This window comes from Pseudomonas sp. BS3782 TE3695, from assembly GCF_050435305.1.
GTDB lineage: Bacteria > Pseudomonadota > Gammaproteobacteria > Pseudomonadales > Pseudomonadaceae > Aquipseudomonas.
Map to the genome: position 1 here is coordinate 6274372 of NZ_JBNDKB010000001.1, position 13876 is coordinate 6288247.

General features: G+C 58.3%; 11 protein-coding genes and 1 other RNA gene. 10 read left to right on the forward strand and 2 right to left on the reverse strand.

From position 1 onward, the window contains the following. Positions 1-4: 4 nt before the first annotated feature. Positions 5-1408, reverse strand: a complete 1404-nt coding sequence (locus ABH909_RS28485; protein ID WP_429439601.1) for a sodium-dependent transporter — start codon at positions 1406-1408, stop codon at positions 5-7. A 118-nt stretch (positions 1409-1526) separates the two neighbouring features. Between ABH909_RS28485 and smpB the strand changes: the two genes are divergently transcribed. Continuing rightward, positions 1527-2009, forward strand: a complete 483-nt coding sequence (smpB, locus tag ABH909_RS28490; protein WP_007900551.1) for an SsrA-binding protein SmpB — start codon at positions 1527-1529, stop codon at positions 2007-2009. Between the two features lie 147 nt (positions 2010-2156). Here the strand turns inward: smpB and ABH909_RS28495 are convergent, their stop codons facing one another. Next, positions 2157-2924 carry a GntR family transcriptional regulator gene (locus ABH909_RS28495; RefSeq protein ID WP_008067187.1) on the reverse strand — a complete coding sequence of 256 codons (768 nt, stop codon included), beginning with the start codon at positions 2922-2924 and terminating at the stop codon, positions 2157-2159. 262 nt (positions 2925-3186) lie between these two features. On the opposite strand from ABH909_RS28495, the gene ABH909_RS28500 reads away from it, so the two are divergent. The 9 genes from ABH909_RS28500 to ABH909_RS28540 all read left to right on the forward strand — a co-directional run bounded on the left by ABH909_RS28500 (position 3187) and on the right by ABH909_RS28540 (position 13723). Further along, entirely contained in the window at positions 3187-4878 is a 1692-nt protein-coding gene (locus ABH909_RS28500) for a lactate permease LctP family transporter (protein ID WP_429439604.1), read from the forward strand. 152 nt (positions 4879-5030) lie between these two features. Continuing rightward, complete coding sequence (locus ABH909_RS28505; protein WP_429439607.1) at positions 5031-5855, forward strand: (Fe-S)-binding protein; 825 nt, start codon at positions 5031-5033, stop codon at positions 5853-5855. Beyond that, complete coding sequence (locus ABH909_RS28510; protein WP_429439610.1) at positions 5852-7309, forward strand: LutB/LldF family L-lactate oxidation iron-sulfur protein; 1458 nt, start codon at positions 5852-5854, stop codon at positions 7307-7309. Before ABH909_RS28505 ends, ABH909_RS28510 begins: the two co-directional genes overlap by 4 nt. Continuing rightward, entirely contained in the window at positions 7306-7977 is a 672-nt protein-coding gene (locus ABH909_RS28515) for a LutC/YkgG family protein (protein ID WP_429439612.1), read from the forward strand. Before ABH909_RS28510 ends, ABH909_RS28515 begins: the two co-directional genes overlap by 4 nt. Further along, on the forward strand, positions 7974-10784 hold the full coding sequence (locus ABH909_RS28520) for an FAD-binding and (Fe-S)-binding domain-containing protein (protein WP_429439614.1): 2811 nt from the start codon (positions 7974-7976) through the stop codon (positions 10782-10784). The genes ABH909_RS28515 and ABH909_RS28520 overlap by 4 nt, the downstream gene beginning before the upstream one ends. A gap of 130 nt (positions 10785-10914) precedes the next feature. Continuing rightward, positions 10915-11196 (forward strand): hypothetical protein, encoded by a 282-nt coding sequence (locus tag ABH909_RS28525; protein ID WP_429439617.1) that lies wholly within the window; start codon positions 10915-10917, stop codon positions 11194-11196. Between the two features lie 299 nt (positions 11197-11495). Next, positions 11496-11771: a hypothetical protein gene (locus tag ABH909_RS28530; protein WP_429439619.1), complete on the forward strand. Its 276-nt coding sequence runs from the start codon at positions 11496-11498 to the stop codon at positions 11769-11771. Positions 11772-11885: 114 nt separating this feature from the next. Beyond that, positions 11886-12279, forward strand: a transfer-messenger RNA (tmRNA) gene (gene ssrA / locus ABH909_RS28535). Between the two features lie 187 nt (positions 12280-12466). Further along, positions 12467-13723 carry an integrase domain-containing protein gene (locus tag ABH909_RS28540; protein WP_429439622.1) on the forward strand — a complete coding sequence of 419 codons (1257 nt, stop codon included), beginning with the start codon at positions 12467-12469 and terminating at the stop codon, positions 13721-13723. Positions 13724-13876 lie beyond the last annotated feature (153 nt).

The following is a 13876-nucleotide window of genomic DNA, read 5'->3' on the forward strand; positions in this document are numbered from 1 at the left end:
AGCGTTACTTCCACAGCTGGGCGGCAAATACTACAAGAATGCCGATGGGCGCCACATAGCGCATCAAGAACAGGGACAAAGCGAACAGCAGCGGACGACGGATCGACAATTCGTCGCGCACCGCTTCACGCCCCATCACCCAGCCCGCAAACATTACGAAACACAAACCACCGAGTGGCAACATGATCCGCGAGGTGAAGAAATCGATCACACCAAAGAAGTCCAGACCACCGGCTGCTCCCCATTGATAGAGGTGGAACATCCCGCCTTCGTTCACGAAAAACTTGGCTTGCTTCCAGATATTGAAGGAGAACACAGTGCCCAGACCGACGAACCAGCATGTGAATGCCAGCCAGAAGGTGACCCATGCGCGACTGATCTTCGTGCGCTCAACCAGGTAAGCCACCATCGGCTCGAGCAGGGAAATCGCCGAACTCCAGGCCGCAATCGCCACCAGCACGAAGAACACTACGCCCATCAACTGGCCGAACGCTACATTGCCAAAGGCAAATGGAAGGCTGACGAACATCAGGCCAGGGCCTTCGCTCGGGTTCAGGCCGGCAGCGAACACAATCGGAAACAATGCCAGACCGGCGACCAGGGAAACGAAAGTATCAAGCAGTGCCACACCGACCACGGTGCCGGAAATCGACGAGCTCTTGGGCATATATGCCCCGTAGATCATGATCGAACCGACACCCACGCTCAGAGAGAAAAACGCGTGCCCCATGGCCGGCAGCAAGCCGTCGAGTACTTTTTCGGGGTGGAAGTCGAACATGAAATGCACGCCCTCCATGAAATGGCCAGTGGTCATGCTGTAGCCCAGCAGGACAATCACCATCACGAACAGCAGCGGCATCATGATCCGCAGGCTGCGCTCCAGCCCGGCGACTACACCTTTGGCGATTACCACGGCGGAGAGGAGCATGAAAACCGTGTGCCAAAGTGTCAGGCGCCATGGATCGGCGATCACATTGCCGAAGTAGGCGCCGACCTGATCAGGCGTCGCTCCCTGGAAGTCGCCACGCCCCATGTCGATGATGTAATCCAGCGACCAGCCGCCGACCACACTATAGAACGACAGGATCAGCAGCGCCGTGATCATCCCGGCAAATGCACCCCAGGACCATTTCGCCGAATGCCCCGCTTCCAGCGCCAGGACCTTCAAGGCATTGGCCGGGCTCTGCCGCGCGCGGCGACCGATCAGGGTTTCGGCCAGCATGACGGGCATACCGATCAGCGCAATACAGGCCAGGAACATCAGCACGAAGGCTCCGCCACCGTAGACGCCGACCATGTAAGGGAATTTCCAGATACTACCCAAACCCACGGCCGAACCGGTCGCGGCGAGTATGAAGACCCAGCGGCTAGCCCAACTGCCGTGGACAGAAACCTTGTCTGTCGACATCGTTATCACGCCCAAGCGTTCAAAAAAGAGGCCGCATTGTCCGGGATTCAATCAACCTGCTCAAGCACGTAGCGTCACCGTAGCCGACTCGCTTGCAACTCCCTATAATGCCGCCCCTATGGCTAAACAGAAGAAACACCCAACAGGGACCATCGCGCAGAACAAAAAGGCGCGACACGATTACTTCATCGAGCATAAGTTCGAGGCTGGTCTGGTCCTGGCCGGCTGGGAAGTAAAAAGTTTGCGGGCAAGCAAGCTACAACTGGTTGACAGTTATGTGCTGCTCAAAGATGGCGAAGCCTGGCTGCTCGGCAGCCACATTACGCCGTTGATGACGGCCAGCACCCACGTCATCGCCGATCCGACCCGCACCCGAAAATTGCTGCTCAACCGGCGGGAGCTGGAAAAGCTGGCCGCTGCCGTGCAGCAAAAAGGTTACGCCTGCGTATGCCTGTCCTGGTACTGGAGCAAGCACATGGTCAAGTGCGAGATCGCTCTGGGCAAGGGCAAGAAGGAATACGACAAGCGTGATACCGAACGCGAGCGCGACGCCGGTCGTGAATTGCAGCGCGCGGTGCGAAACAAGGGCAAGGAAGATTAATTTCCCTGCCTGATCGCGGCTTTTGTGGCGAGGGAGCTTGCTCCCGCTCGGCTGCGAAGCAGTCGTAAACGATCTGCTAAACGGTGCAGGCCTGGGGGCCGCTTCGCGCCCCAGCGGGAGCAAGCTCCCTCGCCACAGAGAAGCTGACTACATCCCCTTGCGCCGCTCTGCTCGAGCCACGCGCTGCACTTCCTGACGCACCTCTTCCAGCACTTCCTGCACATACAGAATGTGTCGACTGGAAACCTCTCTTGCCTGCTCTGCCCTGCCTTCGATAATCGCCAGGTACAATTCTCTGTGCTGCGCAATCAGCATGTCGCGGGTTTCGGAGCGCTGCTTGTACATGCCGCCGATGTTGGTCACCACGTTGCGCTTGAGCAGGTCGAACAGCCCACGGATGGTGTGCAGCAACACCGCGTTATGACTCGCTTCGGCGATCGCCAAGTGAAATTTTGCGTCCGCCGCGCCCTCTTCCAGCCGACTCACTTCGTCATGACGCGAATAGCAGTCCTGCAATTCGTCGAATGCCGCCGTCAGTCGCTCGCGATCCACATCAGTCGCACGCAATGCCGCGTAGTAAGCGCAGGAGGCTTCCAGCGTATGACGAAACTCCAGCAAGTCGCGCTGGGCCTCGGGGTTGCTTTCCAGCAGATGCAGCAGTGGATCGCTGAACGTCGAACCCAGGGATTCCACCACATAGTTACCGCCGCCCTGACGACTGACCAGCAGCCCTTTGGCCGTCAGTTTCTGAATCGCTTCGCGCAACGAAGGGCGTGACACGCCGAATTGCTCGGCCAACGCGCGCTCTGCCGGCAAGCGTTCGCCAGCCTTCAATGTGCCCTCGAGGATCATCCCCTCGAGTTGCTCGACAATATCGTCAGACAAACGGCGCTGCCGAATCTGATCAAACCCCATCACTCAATTCTCCACGATCCCGGCGGCTCGCCGGGCTCTCTATTCTGGCCTATTGGCGCTGCACCAGCACCTACCAGACGACGTTTGATCGAACAGATCAGATGCGTTCTGCACCGCTCATTCGACAAAAGTTTTAGGGCGGCAAATTGACACACCGCATACAAGGCTTTTACCCTAGCCAACAGCGATTGTAAATTGGTATTACCAATTAACCAAGAACGCTGACCAGTGCCTGACCAACAACAATTAGGGGCCACCCCATATGCAAACCTGGCAACAGCTCTACAGCCCGCTCGGCAGTCTCGGCGTATCCGCACTCGCGGCCGTCATCCCCATTGTATTTTTCTTCCTCGCTTTGGCCGTGTTCCGCCTCAAAGGCCACGTGGCCGGCAGCATCACCCTGGCGCTGTCGATTGCGGTGGCAATCTTCGCGTTCCAGATGCCGGTCGATATGGCCTTCGCGGCTGCCGGATACGGCTTCGCCTACGGCTTGTGGCCGATTGCGTGGATCATCGTGGCAGCGGTGTTTCTCTACAAACTGACGGTCAAGAGTGGCCAGTTCGAAGTGATCCGCAGCTCGGTGCTGTCAATTACTGACGACCAGCGCCTGCAAGTGCTGCTGATCGGCTTCTGCTTCGGCGCCTTCCTGGAAGGTGCCGCCGGTTTCGGCGCTCCGGTAGCGATTACCGCCGCGCTGCTGGTAGGGCTGGGTTTCAACCCGCTGTACGCCGCGGGCCTGTGCCTGATCGCCAACACCGCGCCGGTGGCTTTTGGCGCCTTGGGGATTCCGATCATCGTCGCCGGGCAAGTCACCGGCATCGATGCGTTCAAGATCGGCGCCATGACCGGCCGTCAATTGCCATTGCTGTCGCTGTTCGTGCCGTTCTGGCTGGTGTTCATGATGGACGGCCTGCGCGGTGTTCGGGAAACCTGGCCGGCAGCCTTGGTGGCCGGCTTGAGCTTTGCCATCACCCAATACTTCACCTCGAACTTCATTGGCCCGGAACTGCCGGACATCACCTCGGCACTCGCCAGCCTGATCTCCCTGACGCTATTCCTGAAAATCTGGCAACCAAAACGCGCCGCCGGCCAACACATCGTCGGCGCCGTCTCGGCTTCCGTGGTGGCCAGCAGCGGTGGTTTCGGCCAACCACGCACCACCGTGGCGTCGCCTTACAGCCTGGGGGAAATTTTCAAAGCCTGGTCGCCGTTCCTGATCCTCACCGTACTGGTCACCATCTGGACGCTGAAACCGTTCAAAGCGATGTTCGCTGCGGGCGGCTCGATGTATAGCTGGGTGTTCAACTTCGCGATTCCGCATCTGGATCAAATGGTGATCAAGGTCGCCCCGATCGTAACCGCCCCGACGGCGATTCCGGCGGTGTTCAAACTCGATCCGATTTCCGCGACCGGCACGGCGATTTTCTTCTCCGCGCTGATCTCGATGCTGGTATTGAAGATCAATCTAAAAACTGGTCTTACCACTTTCAAAGAGACCGTCTACGAACTGCGCTGGCCGATTTTGTCCATCGGCATGGTGCTGGCCTTCGCCTTCGTCACCAACTATTCGGGCATGTCATCAACCATGGCTCTGGTACTGGCAGGCACAGGTGCGGCATTCCCGTTCTTCTCGCCATTCCTCGGCTGGCTCGGCGTGTTCCTGACCGGTTCCGATACGTCGTCCAACGCACTGTTCAGTTCGCTGCAAGCAACCACCGCGCACCAGATCGGCGTCAACGACACCTTGCTGGTGGCGGCGAATACAAGCGGCGGAGTAACCGGCAAGATGATTTCGCCGCAATCGATCGCCGTGGCCTGTGCCGCGACCGGGTTAGTGGGGAAGGAATCGGATCTGTTCCGCTTCACCCTCAAGCACAGCCTATTCTTTGCAACGATTGTCGGCCTGATCACGTTGGCCCAGGCTTACTGGTTCACCGGCATGCTGGTGCACTAAGTACTACACGCGACACGGAAAAAACCGACGCCGGGTTACGCCACCTGGCGTCAGCTATTCACAACCGGGTCTGCAAGGCTGCTGAAAGCTTCCCTCTCTATATTCAGCAGCCTCAGCGGACGGATAACCGGGACCACCCGGAGACACGCCTGATGAGCGAGCTTTTTTACAACGCAGTGCCGAATGCGACCCGCGTCGCCCCCCCACTGCCCAAGCCTCGGCAATACCCCAGCGAGAAACCGTCACGGGTCTACCTGTTCGGGACTTGCGTGGTGGATCTGTTCTACCCGGAAGCCGGGATGGACGCGATCCACCTGCTGGAACGCGAAGGCATTCGTGTTGAATACCCGCAAGGGCAAAGCTGCTGCGGGCAACCGGCCTACACCTCGGGTTACACCGAACAGGCCCGGACCGTGGCGCGCTCGCAACTGGCGCTGTTTGCCGGTGATTATCCGGTGGTGGTGCCGTCGGGATCTTGCGCGGGGATGTTGCGCGAACACTACGCTGACTTGTTCAAGGACGAGCCGCAAACGCTGAAACAGGTCCAGGCCCTGGCCGCCCGGACTTATGAACTGGCGGAGTTTCTGCTGTTTGTCTGCAAGGTACAGCTCAAGGACAGCGGCGAACCAGTCAAAGTGGCGCTGCACACGTCGTGCTCGGCACGTCGAGAAATGAACACCCACCTGCATGGCCGTGAGTTGCTGGCGCAGCTGAGCAATGTGGAGCGAGTCGACCACAGCCACGAAAGTGAATGCTGTGGCTTTGGTGGGACTTTCAGCGTCCGTATGCCAGATATTTCCGGCGCGATGGTGGCTGACAAGACCCGTTCGTTGAAGGAATCCGGTGCGCACAAGGTACTCAGTGCCGACTGCGGTTGCCTGATGAACATCAATGGCTCGCTGGAGAAACAGCAGGAAGCGTTACGCGGTCAGCATTTGGCCAGTTTCCTGTGGCAGCGTACCGGAGATGCCCGATGAACAGCTCCGCGATTATTCCTACGGTCGCCGTCGAAGAAGATTTTCGCGCCCGGGCCCACAAGGCATTGGCTGACACGCAACTGCGAAACAACTTTCGCAGCGCGATGGATTCACTGATGAGCAAACGGGCAGCGTCCTTCAGCGATGCCTTTGAGCGAGAACATTTGCGAGTGCTGGGCAATGCTGTCCGCGCCCGTGCATTATCCAGGTTGCCCGATTTACTTGAGCAGCTTGAACAGAACCTGACCCGCAACGGTGTGACAGTGCACTGGGCGGAAACGGTGGACGAGGCCAATGGCATCGTCTTATCGATCATCCGCGCTCACGAGGCGCGGCAAGTGATCAAGGGCAAATCGATGGTCAGCGAAGAGATGGAAATGAACCATGTCCTCGCGGCTCAAGGCATTGAATGCCTGGAGTCGGACATGGGCGAATTCATCGTCCAGCTCGACCACGAGAAGCCTTCACACATCATTATGCCGGCGATCCACAAGAATGCCGGTCAGGTCGCGTCCTTGTTCCATGACAAACTTGGCGTGGAGTACACCAAGGACGTAGACCAACTCATTCAGATCGGTCGCAAGGTCTTGCGACAGAAATTCTTCGAAGCAGACATCGGCGTCTCCGGCGTCAACTTCGCCGTGGCCGAAACCGGCACTTTGCTGTTGGTGGAAAACGAAGGCAATGGGCGCATGTCGACCACCGTGCCGCCCGTTCACATCGCCGTCACGGGCATCGAAAAAGTTGTCGAAAACCTGCGGGATGTTGTACCGCTGTTGTCGCTGCTGACCCGTTCGGCCCTCGGCCAGCCGATCACCACCTACGTCAACATGATTTCCGGGCCACGCAAGGAGCATGAACTCGACGGTCCGCAGGAAGTGCACCTGGTATTGCTCGACAATGGTCGCAGCCAGGCGTTTGCCGACAGCGAATTGCGCCAGACCCTGAACTGCATCCGCTGCGGCGCCTGTATGAATCACTGCCCGGTCTACACCCGAATCGGCGGCCATGCCTATGGGGAGGTTTACCCTGGGCCTATCGGAAAAATCATCACCCCGCACATGGTCGGCCTGGCGAAAGTCCCCGACCATCCGAGTGCCTCGTCGTTATGCGGCGCTTGCGGCGAAGTCTGCCCGGTAAAAATTCCGATCCCCGCATTGCTGCGTCGCTTGCGGGAAGAGAATGTCAAAGCCCCGGACAGCCCGCATCAAGTCATGCGCGGCCAAGGCAGCAAGTTCTCACGCAAAGAACGGTTTATCTGGAACGCCTGGGCGAAGCTCAACAGCTCGCCAACGCTCTATCGCTTGTTCGGCTTCTTCGCCACTCGCTTGCGCGCGCTGACCCCAAGCAACATCGGTCCGTGGACCCAGAACCACAGCGCACCTAAACCTGCGGCCCGTTCACTGCATGACATGGCCCGCGAGCATCTGGCCAAACAGGAAGACCGTCGATGAGCGCCAAGCAAAATATCCTCGCCAAATTGCGTAACAGTCTGACAGGCACCACACCGGTGCCTGACAACTTCGATATCGAATTGGTGACAGCGCCCTACACCTACACGCCAGAACAACGCATCCCGCAACTGCGCAAACTGATGGAAGCGGTGCACACCGAAATTCATCTGACGTCCAGAGATGGCTGGCCCGAATTGCTGGCGCAACTGCTGCAGGATCGCCAGCTGCCGAGCCTGTTGATTGCGCCGACGACACCTCACGGTCAACGCATCACTGCGCATTGGGCGAAAAATCCTGGCCTGCCCGCGCTCAAAGCCTATGACCGTCCGGTCGAGGAATGGAAAGCCGAGTTGTTCAACGACACCCCGGCCAGCCTGACCACCACCCTCGGCGCAATCGCCGCGACAGGTAGCCTGATTCTCTGGCCGACGCGGGAAGAACCGCGCCTGATGAGCCTGGTGCCGCCGGTGCATTTTGCCCTGCTCAAGGCCAGTGAAATCCGCGATAACTTTTATCAGGTGCAGCAGGAGTTCGAATGGGCCCAAGGCATGCCGACCAACGCCTTGCTGGTGTCCGGCCCGTCGAAGACTGCCGACATTGAGCAAGTCCTGGCTTATGGCGCCCACGGCCCGAAAGACCTGGTCGTTCTGATCCTGGAGGACCAATGAGTCTACCGGCGGCTTTCCTGCAAAATGTGCAGCAACTGATTCCTGAAACGCGACGCTTTGATGATCCGCTGTCTACCTTGGCCTTCGGCACCGACGCCAGTTTCTACCGGCTGATTCCGAAACTGGTGATCCGCGTCGAGTCCGAAGACGAAGTGGTGGCGCTGCTCAAACTGGCGCAACGGGATAAAGTCCCGGTGACCTTCCGCGCCGCCGGCACCAGCCTGTCTGGCCAGGCCATCAGCGATTCGGTGCTGATCGTGCTGGGAGATAACTGGAACGGTCGCGAAATCCGAGGTCAGGGCACGCAAATCCGTCTGCAACCGGGCGTGATCGGCGCCCAGGCCAACGCCTGGCTGGCACCGTTCGGGCGCAAGATCGGTCCGGACCCGGCGTCGATCAACGCCTGCAAAATCGGCGGCATCGTCGCCAACAATGCCAGCGGCATGTGCTGCGGCACGGCGCAAAACACCTATCACACGCTGGCCGGTATTCGTCTGGTGCTGGCCGATGGAAGCCGTCTCGATACCGAAGATGCTGCCAGTGTGATGGCCTTTCGTGAAAGCCACGCCGAGTTGCTGGAACAACTGGCGACTTTGGGCCGCGAGACCCGCGCAAATGCCGAACTGGCTGCGAAAATTCGCCACAAATACCGTCTGAAAAATACCACCGGCCTGTCACTCAATGCGCTGGTGGATTTCGATGAGCCTGTGGATATCTTGAGCCACTTGCTGGTGGGCTCCGAAGGCACGCTCGGGTTTATCAGCGCGGTGACCTACGACACGGTAATCGACCACCCGCACAAGGCGTCGGCGCTGGTCGTGTTCCCTGACGTAGAAACCTGCTGCAACGCCGTCACCGTGCTGAAAAGCCAACCCGTGTCGGCGGTGGAATTGCTGGACCGTCGCAGCCTGCGCTCGGTACAGGACAAGCCCGGCATGCCGGCTTTCGTACAACAATTGTCGACCCATGCCTGCGCCCTGCTGATCGAATCCCGCGCCGCTTCGTCCTCTTTACTTCAGGAACAGCTGACGCAGATCATGGCTGCGCTGACTGGGTTCCCGGTAGAGAAGCAAGTCGACTTCACCGAAGACCCGGTGGAAAACGCCCGGCTCTGGGCGATTCGCAAGGACACCTTCCCTGCCGTCGGCGCGGTGCGTAAAACCGGCACCACAGTGATCATCGAAGACGTGACGTTCCCGGTGGAACAGCTGGCCAGCGGCGTCAACCGCTTGATCGAGCTATTCGACAAACACCACTACGACGAAGCGATCCTTTTCGGACACGCCCTGGAAGGCAATCTGCACTTCGTCTTCACCCAAGGCTTCAACAGCGCGGAAGAAGTCGCACGCTACCAGGCGTTCATGGACGACGTGGCGCAGTTGGTGGCCGTTGAATTCGGCGGTTCGCTGAAGGCTGAACACGGCACCGGTCGCAACATGGCGCCCTTCGTCGAACTGGAATGGGGCAGCGATGCATATCAGTTGATGTGGCAGCTCAAACGCCTGCTCGACCCTAACGGCATTCTCAACCCGGACGTGGTACTCAGCGACGATCCACAAATCCACCTCAAGCATCTGAAACCGTTGCCGGCCGCCGATGAGATTGTGGATAAGTGCATCGAGTGCGGTTTCTGCGAACCGGTGTGTCCGTCGAAAGGCCTGACATTGAGTCCACGCCAGCGCATCGTGATCTGGCGAGATATCCAGGCGAAGAAGCGCGCAGGCGTCAACACCACCGAGCTCGAAGCCGCTTACGAATACCAAGGCATCGACACCTGCGCCGCCACTGGCCTGTGTGCGCAACGTTGCCCTGTAGGAATCAACACCGGCGAACTGGTGAAAAAACTCCGCAGCCGTCAGGCAACGCATACGAAAACCGCTAACTGGATTGAAGGAAATTTCGCCACTGTATTGCAAGGCGCGCGCTTTACTCTGCATGTGGCCAACGGAGCGCGGATGCTGCTGGGGGCCCCACGTTTGGCAAAGCTTTCGGCATCGCTGACGCGGTTATCCAAGGGTCAAATCCCGCAATGGACCAACGCCATGCCGCAGCCGGAAAGGGCCATCCGTTTCAGCCCGACCGTGTCGGACGAGCGGCCTCGGGTGGTGTACCTGGCGGCCTGCGTGTCGCGGGTCATGGGCCCGGCAGCGGGTGATAAAGAGCAAATGTCGCTGTACGAAAAAACCCGCGGCCTGCTGGAAAAAGCCGGTTATCAGGTAGTTTTTCCAGACAATCAGGACAACCTCTGCTGCGGTCAACCGTTTGCTTCCAAGGGTTACGCCGAACAGGCCGAACACAAACGCCAGGAACTGATCGGCGCACTGCTGCACGCCAGTCGTGGCGGGCTCGATCCAATCTACTGCGACACCAGCCCCTGCACCTTGCGATTGGTTCAGGATCTGGGCGACGCACGGCTGGATCTGTACGACCCGGTGCGCTTCATCCGCACGCATTTGATGGATCGCCTCGATTTCACCCCCCAGGAAGCGCCGATCGCGGTGCATGTCACGTGCAGCACTCAGCATCTGGGCGAGAGCCAGGCGTTGATCGATCTGGCGCGCAAGTGCAGTAAAAACGTGGTCATCCCGGAAGGCATTCACTGCTGCGGTTTTGCCGGCGACAAGGGCTTCACCACTCCGGAACTGAATGCTCATTCGTTGCGCACGCTCAAGGACGCGGTACAGCAATGCAGTGAGGGGATTTCCACCAGTCGCACCTGTGAGATCGGTCTGACACAACATGGCGGAATTGACTACCACGGGCTGGTCTATCTGGTGGATCGGGTGACCCAGGCCAGGGCGAGCTGAAGAAAAATAGAACCCTGATGCACCGCCGCGGTCCACCGATCAAGTCCCGTAAACGCGGGACCTTTCCCAAAAATTGGCAGCCCGTCCTGATGGCCAGCGATGCCTGGCCCCTCAGTTGAAGGAGATACCTATGAAACGCTCAGTACTGTTCGGTCTGTTCGTTACTGCCTCAATGCTGGCCTCCTCCTCGTTTGCCGCCGGCGATGATCTCTGTGCAACCAACCTGCAAGCCATCGCCAATGCCAAGACCCAGACCCTGACTCCGGAAATGAAAACTCGCATCGAGGCCAGCGTCCAGCAAGCCAAGGCCTACCAGGCGCAAAACACCGAGGAAGGCACCAAAAAATGCATTTCCGAAACCACTCAAACCCTGCAGGAAATACAGAACGCGGAGAAAGGCGCTAAAAGCTGATAACCACTGAGGGCCGACCTTCGGGTTGGCCTTCTGAGCCATGTAAAACCCAAGCTTGCGGAGCATCAGGCGCACCCACGACTGCTTCGCAGCCGAACGCAGCCTCGCGAGCTCGACAGCTGCTACAGATTGCATTTCGTCTTAAGGGATCAGGCGTTTCTTTTCCCTTTTTCGCTTCACCCTCCCGGCAAAATCTTTCACCCCATCGCCAGCAAAAACAGAACCCTTGCACGCCATCACAGTCCATTTGTTAAGCCCCAATCAGCGCGGCCCAATCCCCCCATTCCCAGGAGATACCCATGAAGCGTTCCGCCCTGGCTGGACTGCTCATCGCTGCAACAATGCTGGCCTCCTGCGCATACGCTTCAAACGAAAGCGATCAATGCGTAATGAAGCTCCAGGAAGTCAACAGCAAGCTATCCAGCGCAGCCACGCTGGACGCCGCCACTAAAGGTGTCGTCATCACCAAAGCCGAACAAGCCAAGGCTGCCCACGCCGCCAACAATGACAGGGAGTGTGTTTCCCTGACGCAACAGGCGCTTCAGGACATTCAAAACCACATGAACAGCCATTAGGGCCGGACCAGAGCCAATCCGGCGTTCGCCGACATGCAGGCAAGGACAGAAGGTCGACTCTCGGCGCATATTGGCGTACACTGCGCTCGCCTGCTGGTGACACACAGCAGGTTCGGGGCCGTTTAGGATTCGACGCCGGTTGCGAAACTTTAGGTGCATGCCGAGTTGGTAACAGAACTCGTAAATCCACTGTTGCAACTTTCTATAGTTGCCAATGACGAAACCTACGGGGAATACGCTCTCGCTGCGTAAGCAGCCTTAGCCCTTCCCTCCTGGTACCTTCGGGTCCAGCAATCATCAGGGGATGTCTGTAAACCCAAAGTGATTGTCATATAGAACAGAATCGCCGTGCAGTACGTTGTGGACGAAGCGGCTAAAACTTACACAACTCGCCCAAAGCACCCTGCCCGTCGGGTCGCTGAGGGTTAACTTAATAGACACGGCTACGCATGTAGTACCGACAGCGGAGTACTGGCGGACGGGGGTTCAAATCCCCCCGGCTCCACCACTTCATCATCTAAAGACGTCCACGGACGTCTTTTTTTGTACCTAAAATCCAGTGGATACGGGGATTTCAGGGCTGCTGGGGGCTTTCCAGGTTTTTTGAGTTCCAGGCGGTTTGGTATTCCCAATGGTATTCCCGGCTACCCGGCGCTAATCTTGGGAATACCAAAAGGTGTCATGGAGTACTTCTCATGTGCGCTCAAACCACCCGCCTCTCCGACCGTCAGCTCAAGGCGGTCAAACCGAAAGACAAGGATTACGTCCTCACGGATGGCGACGGGCTCCAACTGCGAGTCAGAGTCAATCGTTCGATGCAGTGGAATTTCAACTACCGGCATCCCGTCACCAAGAACCGAATCAACATGGCACTCGGCTCCTATCCCGAGGTTTCTCTTGCGCAAGCCAGGAAGAAAACCGTTGAGGCCAGAGAGCTGCTTGCACAGGGCATTGACCCCAAAGCTCAGCGTAATGAACTGCAGGAAGCCAAACGAGCGGAAACGGAACATACGTTCGAGAACGTAGCCAACGCGTGGTTCGAATTGAAGAAGGATTCCGTCACCCCGGCGTATGCCGAAGACATCTGGCGCTCGCTCACACTGCATGTTTTTCCAAGCATGAAATCAACGCCGTTATCGGAAGTGAACGCCCCGATGGTCATCAAGCTGCTTCGTCCGATCGAGGCCAAAGGCAGCCTCGAGACGGTTAAGCGAGTGAGCCAGCGCCTTAACGAGATCATGACCTACGGGGTCAACTCCGGAATGATCTTTGCCAACCCTCTCAGCGGCATTCGAGCGGTGTTCAAGAAACCCAAGAAAGAGAATATGGCCGCGCTACCACCTGATGAGCTTCCGGAGCTCATGATGGAAATCGCGAACGCCAGCATCAAGCGGACGACCCGTTGCCTGATCGAATGGCAGTTGCACACCATGACCCGCCCCTCCGAAGCGGCGACCACCCGATGGGCAGACATCGACTTCGACAAACGCATCTGGACCATCCCTCCGGAGCGAATGAAAAAACGTCGTCCGCACACAATCCCGCTGACCGAACATGCACTCTTGTTATTGGAGACGCTTAAGCCCCACAGCGGCCACAGGGATTATGTGTTCCCGTCAGATAGAAACCCGCGCACCCACGCGAATAGCCAGACAGCCAACATGGCGTTGAAACGAATGGGCTTTCAGGACCGCTTAGTCAGCCACGGCATGCGCTCCATGGCCAGCACAATCCTGAACGAGCATGGATGGGATCCGGAGCTAATCGAAGTCGCGCTGGCCCATGTCGATAAAGACGAAGTTCGGAGCGCCTACAACCGGGCGGATTACATCGAACGCCGCCGTCCGATGATGGCCTGGTGGAGTGAACACATCCAGAAGGCGGCCACTGGCAGCCTGTCGGCATCTGCCATCAATCAAACCAGGGACCGCAACGTCGTGCCAATTCGCTGAGCATCCAAAGGTTGGCGACGCCGGAGACAATCAGTGTCGTGCAGCAGAGCGACAGAAGTGACGAATGTCGCTAAAGCTCTCGCATACCCGCACTTCTTCGGCCAAGCCCCTGAGTAGGGGAAGGCTCCGCATTCCCCTACTCAGGGGCTCATG

What these genes read in the sequence shown, in the direction of transcription:
- ABH909_RS28485 (WP_429439601.1), bottom strand. Translation starts at nt 1,408, where the DNA reads ATGTCGACAGACAAGGTTTCTGTCCACGGCAGTTGGGCTAGCCGCTGG.
- smpB (WP_007900551.1), top strand. Translation starts at nt 1,527, where the DNA reads ATGGCTAAACAGAAGAAACACCCAACAGGGACCATCGCGCAGAACAAA.
- ABH909_RS28495 (WP_008067187.1), bottom strand. Translation starts at nt 2,924, where the DNA reads ATGGGGTTTGATCAGATTCGGCAGCGCCGTTTGTCTGACGATATTGTC.
- ABH909_RS28500 (WP_429439604.1), top strand. Translation starts at nt 3,187, where the DNA reads ATGCAAACCTGGCAACAGCTCTACAGCCCGCTCGGCAGTCTCGGCGTA.
- ABH909_RS28505 (WP_429439607.1), top strand. Translation starts at nt 5,031, where the DNA reads ATGAGCGAGCTTTTTTACAACGCAGTGCCGAATGCGACCCGCGTCGCC.
- ABH909_RS28510 (WP_429439610.1), top strand. Translation starts at nt 5,852, where the DNA reads ATGAACAGCTCCGCGATTATTCCTACGGTCGCCGTCGAAGAAGATTTT.
- ABH909_RS28515 (WP_429439612.1), top strand. Translation starts at nt 7,306, where the DNA reads ATGAGCGCCAAGCAAAATATCCTCGCCAAATTGCGTAACAGTCTGACA.
- ABH909_RS28520 (WP_429439614.1), top strand. Translation starts at nt 7,974, where the DNA reads ATGAGTCTACCGGCGGCTTTCCTGCAAAATGTGCAGCAACTGATTCCT.
- ABH909_RS28525 (WP_429439617.1), top strand. Translation starts at nt 10,915, where the DNA reads ATGAAACGCTCAGTACTGTTCGGTCTGTTCGTTACTGCCTCAATGCTG.
- ABH909_RS28530 (WP_429439619.1), top strand. Translation starts at nt 11,496, where the DNA reads ATGAAGCGTTCCGCCCTGGCTGGACTGCTCATCGCTGCAACAATGCTG.
- ABH909_RS28540 (WP_429439622.1), top strand. Translation starts at nt 12,467, where the DNA reads ATGTGCGCTCAAACCACCCGCCTCTCCGACCGTCAGCTCAAGGCGGTC.